We start from the raw sequence: 23,960 nt of genomic DNA, 5'->3' as shown, positions 1-23,960 counted from the left end.
TCTTCCATTTTACCCAATTTCCCTTTGGGTAGAAACTTTTCATTCCCGTTGAAAGCAAATTTCTCTTATTTTGCTATGTTGGGTACTCTTTTATGCACACTGGGTAGAGTTTTTATTTTTCTGAACTTTCTGTTTTTCACTCACGCTACCAAACTTTGCTATTTCTTCTTCAAATTTTGTTTCTGTCACATGAGTATATATGTCAATCGTTGTACTGTAATGCTGATGTCCCATTAGCATTTGCACTACTTTAGCGTCCATTCCTTTTTCAAAGCACCTGCTACAAAATGTATGTCGGATTGCATGAGGATAAAGGTCTTTAAATTCTATCGGCTCTCTGTTTTCCTTTACCGCTTCTATTGCTTCTTGAAAATTGATTGCTTTTACTACTTTCTTAATTTCTTTTTCTGCTACATTCCGAATAACTGGACTTCCTAAAGAAGTGGTAAACACCAAGTTATCAAATTCTCCACTTGAACGCCAACGATTTCCATAGGCTTTTTTCTGCCTGTTCTGTTTTTCTTTTTGAGATAACAGAATTTCTTCTGTTTCTGCCATAAACGGAATACTTCTGTATGAATTATGTGTTTTAGGCTTTGTTAGTCGCATAGTCTTTACTCCATTTTCATATTGACAGGATAAAGACCTTTGAATGTTAATACATTTCTTATTCCAGTCTATATCTTCCCATTTCAGACCACCGACTTCCCCAATTCGCATACCCGTCAGAAACATAATGTAAAACATCTCTTTATACCAGTTATGCTCTACTTCCTGCAAAAACCTTGTTTGCTCTGCCATTGATAAGAAACGTCTTTCTGCTGTTTTATTTTCCCAAGGTACATTGATTTCAAAACATGGATTGATGTCTATAATACGATTATTCTTTGCAGACTCCAAACACTCCCGAACTCTGCCTAAAGCATCTCGCATACTGGAAGACGCTCTCCCCTGCTTATTCATATCGTTAATGACACGTTGAATATCCAAGTTCCGTATATCTGTCACTTTCATATTCCCTATTGCTTTTCCAAATGTATTATAATATTTGCTACGCATAGGAAACACGCTTGTTTCCTTGATATTAGGAATTTTATAATTTGCAAACCATTCCTCAAACCATTCATTCAGCGTTATTTTCTGACGTTTCATATCAATATTATTTCTTGCTTCTTCTTTTGCCTTTTCAAACAATATTTTTAATTTCTTCAAATCAACATCATACAAGTTAATGTCTATTCCGTTTATCTTTGCTCTTGCTTCGTATCTACCGTCCTTTCTTTGACGTAAACCTGTTCCTAATTCTTTTCCTTTTAAATCTTTACCCATAATCTCTACCCTTTCTATCAATCAAATATTTTGATAAATAAAAAGGGAACTTCTGTGATTTTAACCATATACTACTATAAGTTCGCCTCCTTTTCAATCAGAACTTCAATAACTTTTTGCTTGTTGCTCTAGCCATGTGTCTAATAATCTTCTGTTCGCATACCACCGATACCCAATCTTCATGGAAAACGGACAGTTTCTACTTTTCAAGAGTTCTCTTGTCTTTGTTTCTCCAAGTCCAAGATACTCACTTACTTCCTTTAAATTTAATAATGCTTTTTCTATACGATTATCCCCTTTCCTCTAATCTTCTTGCTTTTATGTAATCATCATACAACTGTTTCTGTGTGATATTCATTTCTCCATTTGCTACAAGATTACCGATATAATCCCTTTTCTCTATCTTTCCAACCTCTGCAAACAGTTTCAAAGACGGAGCAACATACTTTTCTAACCATTCCCACACCTTTTGTAAACTTTTCTTCTGTGGTTGCATGGTAAGTTTAACCTTACCTATATCTTTCATCAGTTCCGCCCACGCTTGATAGGTTGGGTAAAGCCTTTTTCGTGTTGTCATGCTGTCTGTCGGCTTTTCTAAAAATCGTATTTTGCTGTTCAATACTTCCATTGCCAGTCCTGCCACATCTCTATATCTCAATAATTCCTGTACTACGCTAACTGCCATTTCCTGCCGAAATCTCAACTCATATCTATTCCAATTTTCGTCTAATTCTGTTCCATATTTTTTATTCTGTTCATATCCTTTTTCATAAAATACCAATCTCAAATTGCTGGCTGAACTGCCGAGATAAAGACTACCACCTTTACTCTGAAACACTTCTTCTTTCAGTTCTCCCGAGTCGTGAAAATCTATCTCCCTTAGTTTTGTGGAAAGCAATCCCTCTTTTGTCCGTACAATCAAATCGGGAATACTCAAATAAGGTTTTCTATCATCTATCGCCAAATCAATCCGAGGAACATTGATATGATACTGGCAAACTCTGTTCAAGAAATCAAACCATGTTTCCTCATTGAGTTGTAAAAAATTCTCATAGTTGCGACAGCCTTTCCCACTCATTAAAATCTGAAAGCCTTGATACTGTGCATTTCCTGTCGGCTTTAGCACCTTGATATTATCGAAGATTGCCACAACCTCATGTCCTGCAATCCCCTTTTCATAACCCGTTACGGTCATAAGTTCCAAAGGTATTCTCAGTACATCTTCTATAACTGCTTCTAACGGAACTTCCTTAATCGTTATCTGACACCAGTCTATCAAGGCACTTAATGCTTCTTTCTGTCGTATTACTCCCCTGTTAGTGTAGGGGAGTTCTGGAAGAAAACTTCCGCTTCTTTCTTCCAAATTTACCATACCTCCTATCTGCAATGGCGTTGCCATTGCCCTGCCCTCAACCTGCCGTTTGGTACGTCAGAACGAGGACAGGAACTTTGACCGCCTACATATTTTTGTTTGCAACAGGGCGGATACCCTTACAGGTAATCTTCTCCACTAATACAGGAAAGTTTCCTCTCTGCACATAAGGGGCATATACTGGTTCTTCCAGTTCCACCACCGCATAAGGCTCAATCTTCGGAAGTTCCGTTGCTTCCAAGCGAATATCCACGCTGTTCCCAAGCTTCATGCTTCCAAGATGAAGTTTTAAGGCTTCCACTTCCTCTGTTTTCTTCTTACTGTCTTTATCATAGCGGTAACAGTTATCCGCACCCATGAAACGAAGTTCTCCAAATGCTTCTTTTACCTGTTCTTTTGTCAATGTAATCTGCATACACGTTCCTTTCTCCCCGTTGAACCGATAGGTCAGTTTCTCATATTTTCAATTTCTTATTACGACGTCGTTTGTGGTTCAGTTATTTCTGAACTTAATTGTATATTAGCACAGACATATTTGTTTTGCAATAGGAAGTTTAGTTTTTTATAAACTTTTTATTTTCTTTTTTCTGAACTTGTGGTATAGTGTCCTTAGACGATAAGATATGAAAAGTTATAACGAGATATGGAAAGAGAGGGTTTTCAGATGAATACAATCGCAGAACGGATTAAATTTGCCATGAAAGCAAAAAATAAAAAACAAGTAGATATAGTCAAAGATACAGGTATCAGCAAAGGGGCGTTTAGTTCCTATCTTTCGGGACAATACAACCCCAAAGCCGATAAAATGGAACTGATCGCCGACTCCTTAGATGTAGATTTGCGTTGGCTTTACGGACAAAATGTGCCTATGGAACATACAAGTCAAAACGATAACGCCCTGCAATATGTCTTTTATAACAACTCCTGCTCTGAGTATCTTCTTGATGATTTAGATGATATATATATCGCCATGATGACACAATATGCCGCCCTCATTCCACGCTTTTATGTCCTTGTCAATCGTGCTGGAAATGCAATGCACATACTGCCACTATTTTTGAAAGAGGATAGTTCCCAATTCTATAAATGCCCGTCTGATTTCTTTTATTCCGACAGGCATACAATTTTTACAAGAGATTTTGAAAGCATTCACATGGTATTAACAACCGCCACGATTTACTATTATGGAATTGATACAGCAACCTATGAACCGAAAGTTACCATGCTCTCCTACTCACAGACTGACGACTGCTTTCATATCGACAACGGAATACAAGACGGTCACATAAAAGCATTTGAAAAGGAACTGGAGAAAGAAGCACTTTACTTAAAGCATAACGCCCAGTAACAGACAAGAGGACTTGCAAGGTTTCCGACCTTTCAAGTCCTCTGCTGTATCATGGTGCTGTTGGCTGTGTCCGTTCCGTCAAGGACTGCCCTACGGCGTATCGGCTACGCCTTGTTCCTTGACCTCACTACATTTTCTCTTTTTCTTGACACAACAAAAGCCTGCACGAATTTTCTTCAATCCGACAGGCTCTCATTCTTTCACATACTCTATCAGTTCTTCTATTCCACACTCCAAGTAACTGCACAGTTTACAGATTAGTTGTGCGTCTAATCTCTGAAATTCATTTCTGCAATAACGATTAAAATTAGACCTCGGTATATCCAATTCCTTACAAATGGTATTCTTACTAATTCCTTTTTCTTTCAGCAGTTCCTCTATGTGAAGTTCCAAATGTCCATACTTCATTGCCTCACCTCTACATAAAAGTATATTCAATAAATCTTTATGTAGTAATTCACTATATAGTGAGGTACTATATACTTATCCCTATAACTATACAGAAACAGAGGTATATCAAAATGAAAAAGAAATTGTTATTTGCCACTATTATTCTAGTCTTGCTTGCAGGCATTCTCTATTACATTAGCTTGCCCGATTATCTTGTATTTAACAGTATGTCATTCAGCAATGGGGCTAATCGTGATACCGAACTACAAGTTATTGTATATCAATACTGGAATACAGATGAAGTAATAGCGGAAATCGAAGCAGAACATAATCAAATCAACGGAACTCCTACTATTCTTACAATCAATCTGTATCACTCTAAATGGTCTTTTCGCAATGGATATGAACCATTTTATAGTACCACTATCAATTATAATTAAAAAGAAAAAGCAGACAGTCAATAAAAAAACTGTCTGCAATAATATGGAATTTACCCCTTTAACCCTCTCGCCTGTCTATCCATATCTTCAATAACAATATCATAGATTTCTCCGATTTGAGAACAATATTCTAACACTTTCCATGGCTCATTTGTATGAAAATGAATTTTAATCAATTCTTCATCTCCAACCGCCAATAAGCAATCTCCTTTAAAATTATTTGTGAAATATTCATTTATTTTATCTTCATCAAGATTTTCGCCTTCAATCAAAAGTTGAGTATCATATCTAAATTCTAACATCCTATTATCCTCCAAATTCACATTTTTCAATTTTACAAACTGAAGTTTATCAGATTGTGTACTTCATAGGGGTAAACCTAATCCCGTCTATTTCTTGCTCGTCTGATTGTGGCTTAAATCCGATATGAAGATAAAATGGCTTACCGTATGGTGACGAATTTAAAGTAATCTCGTGCAACTTTGGAGCATCTTTCAAAATATCTGCTAAAAGATACTGAAAAATTGAAGTAGCTACACCTTGACGATGATATTCTTTCTTTGTGAATGCTAAGTTGATATGCTTCCTGTTTGAATACATACCGATAATTCCAATCATTTTACCCTTGTCAAACGCCGCATATATAGGGCAGATACCTTGTTGACATTTTGAAATAAATTCATCATTTTCAACTATATCTCGCTTGAATGTTTCAATTCCCTCCGGTTTATAGTCCGGTGCTTCAAATTGTAAAAACACTTCTAATGCTAAAGCAAGGGCTTCCATTACTTCATTGCTATGTATTTTTCGTATTTCATACATATCTCCACCTCAAATTCTAATTTGTTTATTTCTCTTATTCTAGCATATTCCCCAATCTTTAACATTATTTTTTTAAAAAATTTGAGGGCATATTGCAAAATGCAATACACCCTCAACACTCACAGCGTTCCCTTTCTATTTTTAAACAACAAGTAAATTCCTCGTTAAGAGGTTGGGTAAATTTCTTTACCCAATACCCTACCCAATCTGTACCCAAAATAGCACGATATTTTGTGAGATTTTACAGTAGTTCATAACACTTGTCAAAATAGGCAGAAACCGCTTAAATACGCTATTTAATTTGCTTTTTACCAGTCTTGCGATTGATAAATTAGTTTCCCATCTGGGCAGCTACTTCCGCTGCAAAGTCTTCATTTTTCTTTTCCAGGCCTTCACCAGTCTCAAAACGTACAAATCTCTTAACTGATACATTCGCATTGTTCTCTTTTGCTACTTTTTCTACATATTTAGCAACTGTCAGATCACTGTCCTGTACATACGCCTGGTCTAACAGACATACTTCTTTTAATTCTTTGTTCAGACGGCCAATGATCATTTTCTCAATGATATTGTCCGGCTTTTCTGGATTTTCCTTCTTAGCCTGTGCTAACAGGATCTCTTTCTCATGATCCATGTATTCCTGGGAAACTTCTGCGCGGGATACATACTTCGGATACATAGCCGCTATCTGCATTGCCACATTCTTCAGGCATGTTCTGATTTCGTCATTTACTACATCTGCCTCAGCCTCTACAAGAACACCGATACGGCCGCCGCCATGGATATAGGATACAACACATCCGTCTGTCACTATTTTTTCAAATCTTCTGATATTCAGATTCTCACCGATTACTGCAACTTTCTCTACAAGCGCGTCTTTCACAGTCTTTGTTGTGTCTTCAGCCCATGCCTCAGCCATGAATGCATCCATATCTGCTGCATCTGTATCTGCTGCCTGATTAACAACTGCCTCTACGAATGCCTGGAAATCTGCATTCTTTGCAACGAAGTCTGTCTCAGAATTTACTTCTACAATTGCTGCAACTTTATCATCTTTAACAACGGTTTTTACGATACCTTCTGCTGCAATTCTTCCGGCTTTTTTCTCTGCCTTAGCCTGTCCGTTCTTTCTCAGGTATTCAACTGCTGCGTCCATATCTCCATTTGTCTCACTCAGAGCCTTCTTGCAGTCCATCATGCCTGCGCCCGTCATTTCTCTTAATTCTTTTACCATTCCTGCTGTAACTGCCATGATTCATTCCTCCATTATTCATTCTTGATTGCATATTTTAAAAATGCTTCAACCTGTATCCACAGGCTGAAGCATCCCAAGTCTATAATTACTCTGCTTCTACAGTCTCTTCAGCTACTGCTTCTTCTGCAGCTTCTTCATAATATTCTTCTTCAGCACCTGTTGCGCCCTGATTAGCCTCAATTACTGCATCGGCCATCTTGGAAACAATTAATTTAACAGCTCTGATCGCATCATCATTACCCGGAATTACGAAATCAAGTTCTTCTGGATCGCAGTTTGTATCACAGATACCGATCAACGGAATTCCCAGTGTATGCGCTTCCTGAACACAAATTCTTTCTTTTTTCGGGTCTACGATGAAGATTGCATCAGGGATTCTCTTCATTTCTTTGATACCGCCCAGGTTCTTCTCTAACTTAGCCCATTCTTTTTTCAGTTCAATTACTTCCTTCTTTGGAAGTACATCGAATGTTCCGTCTTCGGACATTCTCTCAATATCTTTTAAACGCTGAACTCTGCTCTGGATTGTCTTGAAGTTTGTCAGCATACCGCCGAGCCATCTTTCATTAACATAGAACATTCCGCAGCGCTCTGCTTCTGTCTTAATGGCATCCTGTGCCTGTTTCTTTGTTCCTACAAACAGAATTGTACCACCCTCAGCTGCAATATCAGCAACAGCCTGGTATGCATCATCAACCATGCCTACAGATTTCTGTAAGTCGATAATATAGATACCATTTCTCTCTGTGTAGATGTAAGGAGCCATCTTAGGGTTCCATCTTCTTGTCTGATGTCCAAAGTGAACACCTGCTTCTAAAAGTTGTTTCATTGAAATAACGCTCATGTTTCTTCCTCCATTTGGTTTTTAACTTCCGCATGTTTTTGCTCTCCTTTGAGACCGGTCTGCACTGTGCAGGCTTAGGCACCGTCAAAGATATCCGCATGCGTGTTTTTTTGCAACGGTTGTAGTATAACATAGAAAATACTGGAATGCAAGGCTTTTCTGTGGTATCTTGTCTGTCTGTCTTGTCTGTCTTGTCTGTCTTTATTCTCAAACTATCTTGTTATATTGTGTGATGTATTCTGCTTTATTCATCTTATTTGCCTTATTTGATTTTTCTGTACTCACTTCTTATAACTTGTCTCTGTACCATCTCTGTGTTATGCTAAATAAGGTGTACTGTTCATATCTTCTGTTTTAGGAACGGTATATTATAGCACATTTTTGTAAAACTTACATATATAGGGAGGAAAAAGCTATGAAGTTTACATTTGCACATAACAATTTAAATGTTTATGATTTACAGAGATCACTTGCTTTTTATGAGGAGGCGCTTGGACTCAAACCTGTCAGCACAAAAGATGCCAAAGACGGAAGTTTTACACTGGTATACCTGGGCGATGCCACCACTCCGCATCTTTTAGAACTTACCTGGCTGCGCGACATGAACAGGCCCTATGAACTGGGCGACAATGAAATCCACCTTGCGTTTAGAGTAGATGATTTTGACGCAGCCTTCGCAAAACATAAAAAGATGGGCTGTGTATGCCACGAAAATTCGGAACTGGGGATATACTTTATAGAGGATCCGGATGGATACTGGCTGGAAATTGTACCCTCGAAATAGAAGAACATGAAAAAAGGAATCCGTTATCCGGACTCCTTTTTTTATATTCTGAATTACCAATATCTTACGTATACGGAAACACGAACCGGGCTTACACATATCGTTGTACCTGGCTGCTGTGCTTCGATCATCTGACCGTTACCTATGTATATTGCCACATGTCCGGGAGTCCATGCGATGTCCCCTGGCTGCGGATCGCTGACTCTTTGACCGCCGTAGAGCTGGTCTGTATCCACACGGCCGATTGAGATACCTGCCTGTGCGTGGCACCACTGTGTGAGTCCTGAACAGTCCAGGCCTACATATGGTGTTGTACCGCCCCATACATACGGAACACCAATCTGTGTCCATGCAGCATTTACAATTGCCTGTGCCGCGGAAGTGTTTCCTGAACCGCCGCCTCCGTTATTGCCCGGATCAGATGGCGTCTGTGGTGTACTCGGGGTATCTGGTGTGCCAGGAGTCTCTGGTGTACCAGGCGTTTCCGGAACGTTTGGTGTAATTCCGCCACCATTGTTTGTTCCGCCGCCATTATTTGCACTCTCATTCCTTGCCGCTTCCTCTGCCAAACGCTGTCTCTCGCGTTCTTCTTCAGCGGCTCTTCTCGCTGCTTCCTGGATCTGTGCGTCAAGATTTTCCACTTCGGCACTCTTGCTTTCAATCGTATTGCTCAGCTCAGTCTGCTGCGCCTCATACTCTGTCTGCATATCTTCCAGCTTATTCATATCTTCTTCCAGCGTAGTTTTCAGTTCTTCTACTTCATTCACCGTTTCCACATACTCATCCAGCATGTTACGGTCATAGGTATGTATCTTCTGAACATATTCTGCCTGGCTTAACATCTCTGCAATGCTTCCGGAACTTAAGATCCGTTCCACTGCCGAGCCATCGCCTTCTTCATACATATACTTAATACGAAGCTTCATATCCTCGTACTGCTGCTTTTCCTTTGCTTGTGCTTCTTCCAGCTGCTTCTCTGCTTTTGTGATCTCCTCACCTTTCGTAATCAACTGATTCTGAAGATCTGTCATCTTAGACATCAATGTTGATAACTGTGACTGAAGACTGTTCACCTCATTCTCCGCAGCTTTTTTCTGTTCTTCCAGACCTGATGTGTTTGGCGCTGCAAACACAGGTACGGCAATCATAGAACATGTCAGTGCCGTTGCAACAAACATATTGCGTACTCTTTTCATTTTCATAAAATAACACCTATCCTTATTTTTTTATCTATGTCCCCACATATATTTTTTACTATACAATATTCATCAGCATTTTTCAACAGGATATTCCGAAAAAAAACGATAATATTGCTGGAAAATAATTGAAAAGGATCCTCAATGCCGTTTACACTGGGGATCCTTTAGTTTTTTTTAATATTGCATTCTGTCTTTTATGAAGTATCATTTCTATTATGTAATATCAATTTTAATAGCGTACGTAAATCATACCACCCTGCACTGGCCCGCTGATCACTCCTATGCCGTAATCAGCTGCATGAATCATCTGGCCGCCGCCTATATAAATACCGCAATGACTGGCATTCACACACACGTCACCCGGCTGCGGATCGCTTACCTGAGGCCATGTAAGGAAATCAAAGGTTGTACCCAGGCGGATATAACTTCCGGTCAGACAGTAGCTGACAAAGCCTGAACAGTCAAAAGATCCCGGTGCACAGGCTCCCCATGCATATTCCGCATTATTAACCCAGCTATATGCCCGGTCTACAATTGCATTGCCTGTAGAAGGATTGTAGTTCGGTTCCGGGGTACCAATATTGCCGTTATCCGGTGTATTATTCTCTTCTGGTACATTCTGCTCCGGTACATTCTGCGGCGGCTGCTCGTTATTATTTTCTCCGCCTGTACCAGGATCTGTAGTTCCGCCTGTACCAGGATCATTGCTTTGGCCTCCGTTTGTACCTGGCTGTGCAGTATTTTCATTCTTCTTATCAGCAGTTTCTTTCTCTTTCGCAGCTGCCTCCTGCTGTTTCTTCTGTTCTTCCAATGCAGCTCTTGCTGCTTCCTGAATCATGGAATCCAGATTACTAACCTCTGCCTGCTTACTGTTGAGCATGGTTGACAGTTCGGTTGATTGTGATTTATATTGTTTTTCCAGATCCTGAAGGTTTGTCATGTCGTTTTCAAGCGTTGTCTCCAGAGTCTTGATCTCTTCTACTGTATCCGCGTATTCCTGCAGCATATTGCGGTCATAAGTATGAACCTTTTCTATGTACTCTGCTTCACTGAGAAGATCGGCGATACTTCCTGAACTCAATATCCTCTCAAGCGCTGAACCGTCGCCCTCTTCATACATATACTTAATACGAAGTTTCATATCTTCGTACTGCTGCGTTTCCTTTTCCTGCGCCGCTTTAAGATCTTCTTCGGCCTTCGAAATCTCCTGGCCTTTTGCTACTAACTGCCCTTCCAGTTCATTCATCGTTGACATTAATGAATTTAATTGGGACTGCAGGGAACTAACTTCGTTCTGCGCTGCATTTTTCTGATCCTGAAGGCTTGATGTATTCGGTGCCGCTAATACAGGCACAGTTATCATAGAACATGTCAAAGCGGTTGCTGCAAACACGTTGCGTACTCTTTTAAAATTCACAATCAATTCACCCATCCTTATTTTATTTATGATCTATCATGTCCCCGCAAATATGTACTGCAGTATCATTTCCGCCGGCTGCTGCCAAATCGCCCGCAGCCTGTATGTTGCAGAAATCCCTATTGATATGCAGTCCCCGGCCCTTTTCATCAGAACACAGAAACTATATTATATGCAGAGGACTCGTCAAAATTCGTCTTATGCTTACATAGACTAAATTATAAAGGATAACTGAATAAAATGCAATATAATTTTAACATATTTGTAATATTTTAGAAATTCGTCATTATTGTTCGCGCCCTTGGGGTGTGGGTAGTAACAATTCGCCGTTACCATCTGGTCTGCAGCCAGTAAAGAAGCGCTTACAAGACTCTCAAATGGCTGAATTCTTCATGGAACCTCAGAAGCGATGTCCGCTCCTGGCTGTTTCCTATCCCATGCTCTTCCACATAACTCTTTATATTTTTTACATCTGTATTTTTAAAAGTCCATACCTCTCTTGCTGGTTTTTCTTCATCCCATGCACCAGACAGCAATGCTCTGAATTCCGGAATCCTATACCACTTGGAATTTAAGTAAAGGCCGCCGTTTTGCAGTTCTCCTGAAGCGGTTTCTGACTCCGGTTTCCCTGTTTCTTTTCCTGTATTTTCATTCTGTGCATTCAGATTCTTTTCGTAATATTCTCTGTTGATAAACCGCACGTATTTTAAAGGCTCCGGCGACGTTATTTCCCCGTCTTTTACAATATGTACCGTACATTGCCTGAAAGTCTCTTTGCCTTCCCCGCCCGGTCCCATACTGTCTTTGGCCGAAAAAGTAATTACGATATAACCCGAATCTTCAAATCTTGTAAATTCTTCCGGATGAAAATCTTCCAGTTTTACTGCCTGTTCCATTCTGCCGGGATATCGCTCATCCTCTTCCTTATCCTTCACCGTTAGGGCCCCAGATTCTATAGCGCCTCGCAGCAACACTTCTTCGGTTATTCTGCCTTCCTTTGCCTCTTCCAGTGTAAAATACCTATCCTCGGCCTCTATCACAGGAAATTCATTATACTTTACCTTAACCGGCCATTCTCTTACTGTCTCATTGCCAGCACTGTCTTTCACACTGTAAATAATCTGGTGTTCCACAGGTGAATCTTTGTCATCCAGCTCTAAAAACCAAGTATCCAGCTTTTTATCCTCTGGCATGCCGTCCTTCCACCGTACTTCATACGCCTCCTGTTTCTGTCCATCCCGAAGCCTTCCTTTTTGATATTTGATTCCGAGTATGCGGATGTCTTTTGTTATGTCTCCATCCTCTTGATCCTGTGCCTTTATGTTTGCCAGGAGCATGTCCCTGGTAACCTCGGTGCCTTCGAAGAATTCCTGTATTCCTTCTGCAGTGATTTCGGGAAATTTATCCCAGAGTGCATATAAGCGCACCTGCTGAAGAGTCTTTTCTCCTGACAAAGGAGTCTTCGCCTGCGCCTCAGCAATATCCATCAGTTCTTCAAATTTTACCCTGTTCTCTTTTTGGTCAGGATATTTTACTGCCTGAACGGGAGCCCCCGCAGAAACATCCCAGCCTGCAAATTTGTATCCCTTTCTGATATAATCCGTATATCCTTTATTTTTATGTATAAGGTAGCCGCCATTCTTCATGCACTCCTGCAGGGTTATTTCTTCTGACTTTTCCTTTTGGACATCGCTTCCGTTTCCATCATAGCTCACCTGGATTTTGGTTCCCCAGACAGCATACAGTGTGATATTTCGATTAATAGATGCGCTTAAGACATCTCCTGGCTTATAGGCAGGTTTTTCCGCTGCAGCATTCTCGGACCAGCCCAGAAATTTTATTCTCCCTTCAGATGGAACCTCTCCTGCTATTCCTGCATTTTCATACCAGTATTTCGGAGTGCTTTTCGGGACATTCGCCACCTCTCCATCATAATTTTTATGATATTGAATCGTATACTTCGTGCTCAGCACAATATCTGCCGCCTCCGTGTTTGCACCGGATGCCTGCATGTCTCCCGGACGAAGACAGTATCCGCCTTTTGGGGTTAATGAGTACCTGGCATACTGCAAACTGCCCTTTTTAGTGCCATATGCAACTTCCGCCGCCTTTCTGCCATTGCTATAGCCTGACGGTGTCAGAACCGCAGCAGGCGAAGATTTTAGGGCTGATGTTACTGTAATATACTTATTTGTCTGTAGATATACATCATTCCCCGCATCTACTGCACCGTTTCCGCCCATTTGGAAGACAGCGCCGTTATGGTATATACCATTTCCGTTTTTCGCCTTGTTCTTTGCAATGGTACCCCCGGTCAGCCTGAGCGTCCCCCCAGACAGACAAATCCCGCCTCCACTTCCGGAAACCGAATTGCCCGTGATGCTGCCTCCTGTCAATGCCAGCGTACCGCTGTTTGCTATTCCGCCCCCGTTTACGGCCGAGTTATCGTGAACATTCCCCCCGCTGATGCTTAAGGTTCCGCTGTTGGCTATTCCGCCTCCACTGCCTGCATTCGAATTTGAAAAGATTTCACCTCCGCTTAACTTCATGCTGCCCTTATTTGCAATTCCCGCGTTTTGGTTTTCATATATTTTTCCATTTTGAACCGCTGCTTCCCCTCCATGGACTGCCACCCCGATGCCTTTATTGTTTCGGATAACGGCTGCGCCTGATATACTCAAAGATTTTCCTTTGGCAGAAATCCCATGGCGGGTATTACTGTAGATGCTGCCTCCCTTGATATTAATAGTTCCATTGCCGTCTATATTACCCACGCCATCTACATTGTCATGGATCGTTCCTCCGGTCAACGTAAAGATACACGCGCCGTCTCCCACATGCACGCCGCACTCACCATTATTGTACAGATTACCGCCGGACATATTGATCACCTTCTGTGAACGGATACCATCATAAGAATTGCCGTAAATGCTGCCGCCATATAGATTGACCGTGTTGCAGGTTGCAATTCCATGCGCTTTATTATTATAAATGTAAACTCCGTCATAAACGTTTGTAATTCCCATGTCGTTCCATACACCATTGCCTGCAGAGTTCGTAAATCTGGAGCCGTTCTTCAGGTTGATCGTTGCACCGTATGCTGCTATTACACCCGATGAGCCTTTTCCATTCGCATCAAATGTTATTGTATACCCGCCATTGCCGCTGAAATTCCAGGTAGGACTTCCCCTCCAGCCCTCTTCTGTAGAGATTATGCCGGCAGGTATCAGCGTACTTTCATTGAACGTTACTTTAACGTTTCTTTCCTCCGGGAATATCGAAAAGGATTTTCTGGTCGTTATATGTGTTGCCGAACAGTTTTTTATTACGTACATAGATCCTCCGTCCGGCATGGCATCAAATGCCTCATTAAATGTTTTGTAGTAATTGCTGCCGACCCTTGCAGCAGCATCTGTCTTCAATGGAGTAGCAGTTGTTCCGGGTACGGCCCCGCCTTTTGCTGTAATTCTCACCTGAAAGGCTTCCATGCGTTTTCCAAGATTCACTGTACCGGCTGCCTGCCCATTCTTTGCCCAGTCCAGCCATCCATATGATTCGCAGTATGTACGGTAATAAATATCATAGGAGCCTGCGCTGGCCCCGGTCAGCAAAACCCTGACTGCTTCCACTCTCAGCGACTGTCCTGTAGTGCCTGCTGTACCGCTGCCGTTTACCCAGCTCATCCATCCGTTGTTTTGTACATGAACCTGATATTTGACACCAAGATTCGTGTCACCGGACATTTTTATCTGCAAAGCCTCCAGCCGCTTATTTTCTCCGATCGTGCCTGCAGTGGCGCTGCCTGCACTCCAGCTTTTCCATCCATCGTTCTGGCAGTACGCCCTATAACTGACGCTCGCTGCGGCACGGGCTGCCATGACATTTGCAGTCTCTTTTGGCTTTATAATGACCCTGGCATAGGGCAGGGCCTGGAGCCCGTCTTCCTCCCCCTTAAGCAGTTCTTCACTCCATTCATACCCTTCCTGGGGAACCGCCGTATATGTATACTGTTCATATTCCGTATGTTCAATATCTTCTGCGCATTCCCATGTAACATTGACTGTCTTTTCCGACGGCTCTGTTTCCTTCGGATCTTTATCCTCGGACGCGGCATCCTTAAGAATCTCTTCCTGACCAGTATCTTTCTTGTCCTTTTCTATCTTATCAGTATCTTTCTTATCAGTATCTTCCTGATCAGTTTCTTTCTCATTTATGTCCGATTCCTCTTCCAGCAAAACTTCCAAATTTTGGGGCAGCAATTTTATGACATCAGCACGCTCCTGATCCGATATCGTAACGGTCAGATACGGCTCCTTTTTCTTTACATCATAATCCTGGATACCGCAGATTATCTGTACCTTTGGAGCTATTTCCGGCTTCGTACTGTAAATCTCATCCAGCCGGTTAAGTGCGGCCTCATATGCTTCCGTTGCTTCCGGCTCATTTTCTGACTGCATCTTTTCCAACACATCAGCAAATCCGATGATATCTACATGAGTCTGTGTCTGGAGATACTCAGTGTATTCTTGAAAGTCATGATATTCTGCAGATTCTTCCCCGTTGGCAGCAGCCTTTTCTTCCATGCCTTCACGAAATATACGGAAAGCCTCTTGTTCTATCTCCTCCCTCCACTGAATATCCTCTATATCCTCCTGTCCCGGATCTGTATCTTTATTTTTCATCAACAGCTCCCGCAGAAAGTGAATATGCCCTGTCTTCCCGGATGCTGCTTCCGTCATTTCATCCGATGACTGCATACTCTCGGAAAAAGATGTATCCTCCGCAATGGCCGTGAGCAGCAGATATTTATATACGATAGTGAATTCTAAATGCTCCCTGACAGTTATTCTGTTTAAAAATAATTCCCGCTCCTTTTCGTCTGCTTTTTCCAGTACTTTTAAAGGTTCTTCCATAAGGAGCAGCCCTTGTAATGTTTCCTCAAACCATGAAGCAGTATCCTGCAGCGGCTGCTGTTCATTTGATTCATCAGATTCTTCTGGTACAGTTTGACTTTCTTCGCCGGCCCCCACGATTTTATCTGGTATTTCCGTCTCCTCTGTGCCCATTCTTACCGGCTCTTCCTGTGCACGCAGGGATATGGGGGCACAGAGAGACAAAATTACTGCCGCAGTAACCAGTATTGTTATGCGTCTCTTCTTTTTCATCTACAAAACTTCCTCCTGCTCATAAACAGCCTGAAATTCCATATCATCTCCTACACATAATGTGTTTATATTTTCATTGCCGTACAGGATCCCGATCCCGTTTACCGGTTTTGTCATTTTCCATCCGCGGAAAATATATCCTTTCTTCTCCAATCCGCTTTCCGGCAGCATTGCCGCACTAAGCCTGTCACCAAAGTGTACGCTGATCTTCTTCAAAACATAGCTGCTTTCCGTATCCTTCTCCTTGGCAGGCTTCTCTGCGAAGAATGAAATATAACAGGGTGTTTCTTTCTCTTCTTCGAGCTCTTCCAATATCACTGTCTTGCGGCAGGATACCTCACCATATCCGATTATCTGCCTGAATCTGGCCTTGGCTCTGACATCCAGCAGGCCTTTTTCGACATCCACATTTAATATCTCTACCGTAAACTCAGAATTACTCGTTGTTTTCATAAGAAAACCCTGAATAAAATCTGCAGTAAATTCGTCCGAACCGGACTCCTTCTCAATATGATATACAGGATTTACTGTCAGTATCTTCATTGATTGTTCCATGGCTTCGCTAAGACTGCTGTCCAGTTCATTTTTTCTGGTAGTTCTGTTCTCTGCAGTCTGAATGGCTGCTAAAGAAATTACCAGTATTACAATCATAAAAAAGCCTATTACGGCATTCTTCATACCTTCCCCTTTCTTTTTTATTAACCCCCAGCCGGCAGACATTACGGGGTGCTTTTTCACAAAGCATCCGCTGGCTTTTCCCCTCTTTCATCTTGCATATCCTACTATTTGATGCTCTAAAAACAAGTTCAGCACAGGAAGAGTATAGTCATAAGTCAGCGTCACTTTTGCAAATTTCCCGCTGTCTACGCTTGTCATCGGTTCGACTAATAAATCCGTATATCCGTTTTCCAGTGCTTTTTGCCTGCAGCTCCGTATTACAGGGTCTGTAAAGTCCCCTGCTTCGACCTCTGCCACTACCGCAGAATGGTAATTCTGCGCACTCTGGGTGTTCAGGGATGCCATGATATAGGCTGCGCTAAGCACGGCCATGAATGCGATCATAATCATCCCCATCATTGTCTCCACCGCACCTTTCATCCTCTGTCCTCTTTTCTTTTGGGACTTCTTTTCCGTCCCTTTTATTTCTGTCCATATACCTTACACAAGATCTCTTTAGTCAACCAGGACAGAATATTTCTTTTCTTTTGCCCTGATACTTCCCTGAAAGGATTCTTCTGCACGATATGTGATCTGATATTCCCCGCTTATAGAAGGGACAAACCTGCGGGGATCTGTCTCCCCTGTAATATCCTGCTGCCCGGGAGCTGTCAATTTGACAATCGTAACAGGCACCTCCTCCCCTTCCGGATTAACCGCCCTGATCTCAAACAGGCCGCTGTCCAGCAGATTATATTCCCTGCCTTTTTGCAGCTTTCTTACCGAGACAGAGAGCTCCGGGGCTTTGCGCGAAAATACAGTCTGTGCCATGGCAAATGAGTTCTCGTTTCCCACAGCTGCCTCCGGCCTTGCCTTAGAAATCATTCCAAGAAAGCCATGATTCCCCCTTCCGAACAGGAACAGAACCAGCATTCCCAAAACAACCGCCAGAATAATCACTTTTCCATATTCTCCGATCACAGCTTTCACCCGCAGACACCTCCTTCAAATACTCTTACCCCCGCATCGGCCCAAGTCCTTCCAGAAATCCGGCAAACAGATATGAAATCTGTCCATCCGCTCCGAGCAGATCTGCCATTGTTCCCAGTAGTATCAGGCTCAAAATACAAGCGGTAATAATACCTCCATACTCTTCCAGAAATTCTTTCATATTTCATCACTCCCATATCCATAAGGAATACCGCATGGCTTCTATCCCCCAGTCTCACAGATCATTCTCAAAATATCCCACAATCCGGACATCACTGCGTAACCCATAACTGAGATTGCAATGATGCCTCCATACTCTTCCAGAAATTCTTTCATAACTCAATCCCCTCCTCTCAGCCGGCATGATTCACCGCTGATAAAATGTAAACTACAACCAGCGCAAGATCGGCCAGCATTTTTAATACACCTGTTATCATTGGCAGCAGGATCAGAAAACTGATTCCTGCAATATAATCCTCTGTCCTGAGCCGCTCCGCTTTATCTGTCATTACGGCTCCTCTTTCAGCCAGAGGGCCTATCTGACCGCCGATATCTGAGGCGCCGAATTCTGCCATCGAATACAAAACCTTCATTGCTGAAGTCACATCGGGAAGCGGCACCTGCTTCATAAACGAAAGATAAGGGCGTACTGAATCCGGCTTTTCTTCAATCCCCGCGAGAAGAGTATTCAGTTCTTCTCTTAGTATTGCCGGTGCATGAGGAATCGATTTTGATAAGGAAACATGTACATTATCGGTCTGCAGATGGAGTGACATACTCATCAGCCATTCTGGAAATGACTTCTCCACCTCTCTTGACACATGTTTCAATGAAACTCTGTATCTGCGGTCCGGCTGGCCTGCCAAAAGCGCTGCCAGAATCACAGACAGCACTGCAGCCGGCAGACCAACGTACAATGCCATAAGAACACTCACCGGAATCAGCAGGATGGCAATACACCATGCCTTGCGCCTTTCCTTTTTCCTGTTGCTGTGCATTACATACTCATATTGCCGTTTTACCGTTTCTTCTCCCTGGCCCTCTTCTCCACGGATCAGGCTTTTTGACAGCTTCATCTGCGCAAGATACCAGATCAGCATATTCAGCAGCACCGTCACCGTTGTCACGGTCTGGGAGACGACATTATCTGTAATGCCAAACTCCTTGGGAAGCATCAGTACGGTCATGCCGCAGATCAGAAAGGATAGTCCTATGCCAATGGTGATTTTAACCTTCACATTTTTCTTTTCCCTCTGCAGTTCATACACTCTGTCCATCCAGAGTTTCCTGTCATTCAGCAGGATATCTGCAGCGGCAGTAAAATCCCCGCCCACAGCCTCCGCCTCAATCAGAAAATCATGAACTTTATACAACCTTCTGCATCCGTATTCTTTTTCAATCATTGCAAATGCTTCCCGGTAAAGATTTTCTCCCGCGCTTTCATTTTGTATATAGCGTATAGCGCTATGTACTGCATCATACATACGGCTCTCCCCCTCCTCAAACAAAACGAGTGTATCCTCAAGCGCCGTCAGTATCTTGGACCTTCTTTTAAAGGAATACAGCATCTGTTCAATATAGGAGGTAACATCCTCAAAAAGCCGGGCTTCATATAAGTTGCGGTATGTCATGGCAAATATCCCCGGCACAAAACAGGCAGATGCCGCGGCAATGATTATAAAACTGGGCAGTTTCAGCCTGAAAGCAAACGCTAATACCGCCACACATCCATACAGCCCTAAAAAGTACCCCACATATCTGCGGGCCGAAAACTGATACCCGAATCTGCGCACCGTTCTCTTTAAATACCCGGGATTCAGGTAACAGATTCCCTCTCCTCTCTCTTTCTTCTTCATCCTCTCCTCCGCATATTAACCGGCATACTTCCCATATCAGAAAATGGAGCCGTAATATCTTCCAGCTTAAACTTTTTCATTACGTTTTCCGGTATTTCTCTGGATATAAACTTCCCGTCCTCCGCAATCAGGCATTTTACATTCTGCTCACCTATACGGTCAAAAAGACATATCTGGTCGATAAACCTGACAACTTTCTGTCTTTCTGTCACTTTTTTTCTAAGAAGCACACCTACATTCAGAAAACTGTAGATGTCGTTCTCCAACCTTGTTGCAGCATAGGCATCCTGCATCATATTCTGGATTCTGTCCGGGATCTTTCTCGTGTCGTCCGTATGCAGAGTCGTCAGTCCATGAAGTCCTGTAGAAAAACACTCCAGCAGATATTTCACCTCCACCGAACGTGCCTCTGAAAGCAGAACCCACTGGGGATTCTGCCTCAGGGCAGTCTTGATTGCTTTCGTGTACGGGAAAAATTCCTCATCCACCTTTAGTTCCACGCAATTAGAACCCGGATTAATCTCCTTGTAATGTATCTCCAGGTTGTCCTCTATGGTCATCACCTTTTCTTCTTTTGGAATATATTGCGTCAGAAACTTTAAAAGCTCCGTTTTACCTGCCCCCGGACGTCCGCAGAATACCATGTTCATGCGGGCCCGGATGCAGTTAATAAGAAAGATCAAAAGCTCTCCCGAACAGTACTGCTCCTTTAACATATTCTCGACAGACATCCGCATCACCGCAGGCGTCTTTCTGATAGATATTGCATAGCCTGTGTTCGTAGCACTGGAGTGAATAATCGAAATGCGAAGGATATCTGTCTCCGCTTCAAGAACATTATTATACTTATTAATCTGGCTGCTAACCACATTAGACACTCTGATGCTGAACTGGCTCACAAATTCCGCCGGCAGCTGTACCGGAACTTTATAAATCCCCCGCTTTAAATGCTCCACCCACACATCCGTCCCATTAAAATTAATGTCCGTGATATCCGGATCTATTACATAGGGAAGCAGCGGCCCAAAACTTTCTGCTTTTAAATTCCAAGCCTCCCTGGAAACCTTCACAGGCAGCTCTCCTTTCCCTCAATCACCCTACGACAGATGCCGTAGTGCCAAGTGCAGTCGTCAGCTTTTCCACTGCAGCGGTAATTCCCAGCTTAATACTGTTGCCAAGGGGCGTCGCAGCCACAACAATAATCATAATCACAATTGCCGCCACGACAATCACACCATATTCTTCCATAAATGTTTTCATTCAAAATCCTCCATTTCTATCCGCGCAAGGTAATTATACAGAGTACGACTACATCTTAGATTGATGCGCAGATTGACCTCATGTCAGTGGGGATACCGATTTCTCACCGCCCGCCACTGCCGCTCATCTTGTTTTAAGTGATTCCTCTCTCCACCTTCCAAGGCGGGAGACTTCTCACTCATTTAGTTAAACATGTTACTGCAGACTATTCATGCAAATTCAGACAATCAAAAAACATCACCACACTTTCATTTAAATTCCGCAGTCTCTGCACTAAAATCCACACAAAAACCACAGTACTATGCTCAAAACCGTCCCTGACGGCCCAAAGCCACTATCAGCCTAAAAAGGAATAAAGTCGGGAGAATTCCCGAAAAAAATACTGCGACAGAACAAAAAATGCCCTGAAAGAATAAACATAACAAACAAAATTCAACTACACCCTGGGATAAAATCACGAAAAAGAACTTATCCGAATCAGTGCCCAACACACCGAAAAGAAAATAACCGATTAAATCAATAATTTATAGAACTAAATTATATGATGTATAATATCATGTTCCATATATTATGTCAATACTAAATCCAGTAAAATTAAAAAATAATATACTAAAATGATCCGTCTCTCAAGCGCCCAAATCTCCCCGCTAAATAAAGATAAACATGCGAATAATACATAGCATACTATTTAATCTCGCTAAAAAATATCAGACCCTTTGTACAGCCCCAAACCCTAAATTCAAAAAAAGGAAAAACAAAAGATTCTCAGATTCCCTGACCAAAAAGAAAAACTCCAGATACCTACCAAGATATGATCTACATTTAGATTACTCTCCTCCCCCACAAATGTCAAGACCAAATCCCCTCAAAATCAAAATCTAAAAGTCTAAAAACTAAACAAAAAGAAAAAGATGCAACATAATCTCCACACAACTCACCCATTCCCTCAATACGACATCCCATCCGCTGCCGCCAATATGAATCCCCGCAGGGGATGTTCCTCTCATTCCCGCCCGGAAGCGCTTAGCGAAGTCCGAGGGGAAGCTTGCTTCAGCCGGGGCTGTGCATACTGGTTCTCTATCCTGTCCGTTCGCGAAGAAGCTGTAGACGAAAAAACAGGGAAAATGGAGGGTGCTTGCCGCAGTTGGCGGGAATGCTAATGCATTCCCGCCGCCGGCGGCAACAGAATTTGCTTCGGAAGCAAATTCTGCCCTCCATTTTCCCTGTTTTTTCGTTGACAGCTTCTAATGCTTACTCTATGGATAGAGAACCAGTATGCACAGCCCCGGCTGAAGCAAGCTTCCCCTCGGACTTCGCGTCCCTCCTACTGCACCGACAAATTCGTATACCCCATCAAACTCAAATCCACCTCCTGTGCCACTTCGCGTCCCTCACGGATAGCCCATACAACCAGCGACTGCCCTCTGTGCATATCTCCCGTTGCAAATACATTTTTTGCCGCCGTCTCATACCCGTCTGGAGCTGTTTTCACATTGTGCCTTTCATCCACTTCAACGCCAAAAGCTTTTGTCACATAGCTTTCACTTCCGATAAATCCCGCCGCGATCAGCACCAGATCCACATCCACGCTGTATTCGCTCCCGGGTATTTCCGCCATCATCATTCTGCCGGTTTTTTCATCCATCTTGGCCTGCAGCTTCACAAGCGAAGCCTTGCACACCGCCCCCTTTTTATCCTTAATGAACTCTTTCACCGTAGTTGTATACACCCTGGGATCTGCTCCGAACACGGCGGCGGCTTCCTCCTGGCCATAATCCGTCTTGCAGACTTTCGGCCATTCCGGCCATGGGTTGTTATCCGCTCTTTGATCCGGCGCCTTTGGCATCATTTCCAGCTGAAGTACGGACGTTGCCCCGTGCCTGACAGCAGTTCCAACGCAGTCATTTCCCGTATCTCCGCCTCCGATTACCAGAACCTTTTTCCCTTTTGCCGAGATATACGCGCCATCCTTCAGTGTCATCTGATTTGCCCAGAGGGCCTTTGTTGTAGATTTCAAAAAGTCTACCGCAAAGTATATTCCCTCCGCATCACGCCCCGGCACCTTGATATTCCTCGGTTCCGAAGCCCCGCAGGCCAGGATCACTCTATCGTACTCTTTTAAAATGTCTGCTGCTTTCACTGTTTTTCCCACATTGCAGCCTGTTTTAAACTGAATGCCCTCTTCTTCCATGATTGCAAGCTTCCGGTCAATAATCTGCTTTTCCAGCTTCATATTGGGAATTCCATAACGAAGCAGGCCTCCGATCCGGTCCTCCCGCTCAAATACGGTCACCAAATGCCCACGTCGGTTCAGCTGGTCGGCAGCAGCCAGGCCCGCGGGCCCTGAACCAATGACTGCTACCTTCTTTCCCGTTCTTACCTTAGGGGGGCAGGCACGGGCATATCCCTGTTCATAAGCATTTTCAATGATACTGTATTCATTTGCTTTCGTTGCAACAGGCTTTTCATGGAGCCCGCATGTGCAGGCTTCCTCACACAGTGCCGGGCAGACACGAGCTGTAAATTCCGGAAAATTATTTGTTTTAATAAGACGCGCGTAGGCCTCCTCCCAATTTCCGTTATAAATCAAGTCATTCCACTCCGGCACCAGATTATGCAGAGGACACCCGCTCGCCATCCCGTTCAACATTTGCCCCGACTGGCAGAAGGGCACCCCGCAGGCCATACACCTGGCCCCCTGCAGCTCCTGTTCTTCTTTAGATAGAGGCGCATGGAACTCACGGAAATGCCTGATTCTTTCCTTCGGCGTCTCTGCCGTCTTGTCCTGTCTTTCATAATCCATAAATCCTGTTGGTTTCCCCACTGTTAACG

At 43.0% G+C, this 23,960-nt stretch carries 23 protein-coding genes; 3 read left to right on the top strand and 20 right to left on the bottom strand.

Annotated elements, in window-relative coordinates; translation table 11 throughout:
• Window positions 1–90 precede the first annotated feature (90 nt).
• From GKG43_RS17245 to GKG43_RS17230, 4 genes are all read right to left on the bottom strand, one after another.
• Window positions 91–1,329, bottom strand: coding sequence for a site-specific integrase (locus GKG43_RS17245; RefSeq protein ID WP_005330087.1), 1,239 nt, complete (start codon window positions 1,327–1,329; stop codon window positions 91–93).
• A gap of 105 nt (window positions 1,330–1,434) precedes the next feature.
• Entirely contained in the window at window positions 1,435–1,614 is a 180-nt protein-coding gene (locus GKG43_RS23740; RefSeq protein ID WP_080543107.1) for a helix-turn-helix domain-containing protein, read from the bottom strand.
• A 4-nt stretch (window positions 1,615–1,618) separates the two neighbouring features.
• Window positions 1,619–2,692: a replication initiation factor domain-containing protein gene (locus GKG43_RS17235; RefSeq protein ID WP_330411847.1), complete on the bottom strand. Its 1,074-nt coding sequence runs from the start codon at window positions 2,690–2,692 to the stop codon at window positions 1,619–1,621.
• A gap of 94 nt (window positions 2,693–2,786) precedes the next feature.
• The gene (locus tag GKG43_RS17230) at window positions 2,787–3,116 is read right to left on the bottom strand and encodes a hypothetical protein (protein WP_005335695.1); all 330 of its coding nucleotides are present in this window, start codon (window positions 3,114–3,116) and stop codon (window positions 2,787–2,789) included.
• A gap of 249 nt (window positions 3,117–3,365) precedes the next feature.
• On the opposite strand from GKG43_RS17230, the gene GKG43_RS17225 reads away from it, so the two are divergent.
• Complete coding sequence (locus GKG43_RS17225) at window positions 3,366–4,049, top strand: helix-turn-helix domain-containing protein (RefSeq protein ID WP_129880100.1); 684 nt, start codon at window positions 3,366–3,368, stop codon at window positions 4,047–4,049.
• Between the two features lie 192 nt (window positions 4,050–4,241).
• On the opposite strand, the gene GKG43_RS17220 is transcribed toward GKG43_RS17225, so the two are convergent.
• Entirely contained in the window at window positions 4,242–4,457 is a 216-nt protein-coding gene (locus GKG43_RS17220; RefSeq protein ID WP_005335690.1) for a helix-turn-helix transcriptional regulator, read from the bottom strand.
• 113 nt (window positions 4,458–4,570) lie between these two features.
• Here GKG43_RS17220 and GKG43_RS17215 point away from each other — a divergent pair, with 113 nt between their 5' ends.
• Complete coding sequence (locus tag GKG43_RS17215; RefSeq protein ID WP_006426016.1) at window positions 4,571–4,879, top strand: hypothetical protein; 309 nt, start codon at window positions 4,571–4,573, stop codon at window positions 4,877–4,879.
• Between the two features lie 50 nt (window positions 4,880–4,929).
• On the opposite strand, the gene GKG43_RS17210 is transcribed toward GKG43_RS17215, so the two are convergent.
• The 4 genes from GKG43_RS17210 to rpsB form a co-directional block, all read right to left on the bottom strand.
• The gene (locus GKG43_RS17210) at window positions 4,930–5,181 is read right to left on the bottom strand and encodes a hypothetical protein (protein ID WP_005335687.1); all 252 of its coding nucleotides are present in this window, start codon (window positions 5,179–5,181) and stop codon (window positions 4,930–4,932) included.
• A 49-nt stretch (window positions 5,182–5,230) separates the two neighbouring features.
• Window positions 5,231–5,701: a GNAT family N-acetyltransferase gene (locus GKG43_RS17205; protein WP_015554185.1), complete on the bottom strand. Its 471-nt coding sequence runs from the start codon at window positions 5,699–5,701 to the stop codon at window positions 5,231–5,233.
• A 331-nt stretch (window positions 5,702–6,032) separates the two neighbouring features.
• Window positions 6,033–6,953, bottom strand: a complete 921-nt coding sequence (gene tsf / locus GKG43_RS17195) for a translation elongation factor Ts (protein ID WP_129879457.1) — start codon at window positions 6,951–6,953, stop codon at window positions 6,033–6,035.
• Window positions 6,954–7,041: 88 nt separating this feature from the next.
• Window positions 7,042–7,800: a 30S ribosomal protein S2 gene (gene rpsB / locus GKG43_RS17190; RefSeq protein ID WP_050638717.1), complete on the bottom strand. Its 759-nt coding sequence runs from the start codon at window positions 7,798–7,800 to the stop codon at window positions 7,042–7,044.
• Window positions 7,801–8,215: 415 nt separating this feature from the next.
• Here rpsB and GKG43_RS17185 point away from each other — a divergent pair, with 415 nt between their 5' ends.
• Window positions 8,216–8,584, top strand: a complete 369-nt coding sequence (locus GKG43_RS17185; protein ID WP_050638718.1) for a VOC family protein — start codon at window positions 8,216–8,218, stop codon at window positions 8,582–8,584.
• A 53-nt stretch (window positions 8,585–8,637) separates the two neighbouring features.
• Here the strand turns inward: GKG43_RS17185 and GKG43_RS17180 are convergent, their stop codons facing one another.
• The 11 genes from GKG43_RS17180 to GKG43_RS17140 form a co-directional block, all read right to left on the bottom strand.
• Entirely contained in the window at window positions 8,638–9,786 is a 1,149-nt protein-coding gene (locus GKG43_RS17180) for a C40 family peptidase (protein WP_055152780.1), read from the bottom strand.
• 226 nt (window positions 9,787–10,012) lie between these two features.
• Window positions 10,013–11,200 carry an NlpC/P60 family protein gene (locus GKG43_RS17175; RefSeq protein WP_174518404.1) on the bottom strand — a complete coding sequence of 396 codons (1,188 nt, stop codon included), beginning with the start codon at window positions 11,198–11,200 and terminating at the stop codon, window positions 10,013–10,015.
• A 362-nt stretch (window positions 11,201–11,562) separates the two neighbouring features.
• Entirely contained in the window at window positions 11,563–16,365 is a 4,803-nt protein-coding gene (locus GKG43_RS17170) for an InlB B-repeat-containing protein (RefSeq protein ID WP_055152778.1), read from the bottom strand.
• On the bottom strand, window positions 16,366–17,043 hold the full coding sequence (locus GKG43_RS17165; RefSeq protein WP_070102388.1) for a hypothetical protein: 678 nt from the start codon (window positions 17,041–17,043) through the stop codon (window positions 16,366–16,368).
• A gap of 87 nt (window positions 17,044–17,130) precedes the next feature.
• Window positions 17,131–17,463 carry a hypothetical protein gene (locus GKG43_RS17160; RefSeq protein WP_050638722.1) on the bottom strand — a complete coding sequence of 111 codons (333 nt, stop codon included), beginning with the start codon at window positions 17,461–17,463 and terminating at the stop codon, window positions 17,131–17,133.
• Window positions 17,464–17,538: 75 nt separating this feature from the next.
• Window positions 17,539–18,012, bottom strand: a complete 474-nt coding sequence (locus tag GKG43_RS17155) for a hypothetical protein (protein ID WP_055152776.1) — start codon at window positions 18,010–18,012, stop codon at window positions 17,539–17,541.
• 25 nt (window positions 18,013–18,037) lie between these two features.
• On the bottom strand, window positions 18,038–18,193 hold the full coding sequence (locus GKG43_RS22970) for a hypothetical protein (protein WP_167702492.1): 156 nt from the start codon (window positions 18,191–18,193) through the stop codon (window positions 18,038–18,040).
• A gap of 172 nt (window positions 18,194–18,365) precedes the next feature.
• A complete protein-coding gene (locus GKG43_RS17150) occupies window positions 18,366–19,868 on the bottom strand; it encodes a hypothetical protein (protein ID WP_173020121.1) in 1,503 nt (500 codons plus the stop codon).
• Window positions 19,865–20,938 carry an ATPase, T2SS/T4P/T4SS family gene (locus tag GKG43_RS17145; protein ID WP_055152773.1) on the bottom strand — a complete coding sequence of 358 codons (1,074 nt, stop codon included), beginning with the start codon at window positions 20,936–20,938 and terminating at the stop codon, window positions 19,865–19,867. The genes GKG43_RS17150 and GKG43_RS17145 overlap by 4 nt, the downstream gene beginning before the upstream one ends.
• 22 nt (window positions 20,939–20,960) lie before the next feature.
• Window positions 20,961–21,128 carry a hypothetical protein gene (locus GKG43_RS22965; protein ID WP_167702491.1) on the bottom strand — a complete coding sequence of 56 codons (168 nt, stop codon included), beginning with the start codon at window positions 21,126–21,128 and terminating at the stop codon, window positions 20,961–20,963.
• 1,324 nt (window positions 21,129–22,452) lie between these two features.
• Window positions 22,453–23,952, bottom strand: a complete 1,500-nt coding sequence (locus GKG43_RS17140; protein WP_055152771.1) for a glutamate synthase subunit beta — start codon at window positions 23,950–23,952, stop codon at window positions 22,453–22,455.
• Window positions 23,953–23,960: the final 8 nt, after the last annotated feature.

The sequence above is a fragment of the Eubacterium sp. BIOML-A2 genome (assembly GCF_009680135.1).
GTDB classification, from domain to species: domain Bacteria; phylum Bacillota; class Clostridia; order Lachnospirales; family Lachnospiraceae; genus Faecalicatena; species Faecalicatena contortus_B.
Note: the sequence above shows the minus strand (reverse complement) of the source record. Positions and strands in the feature narration are given on the sequence as shown.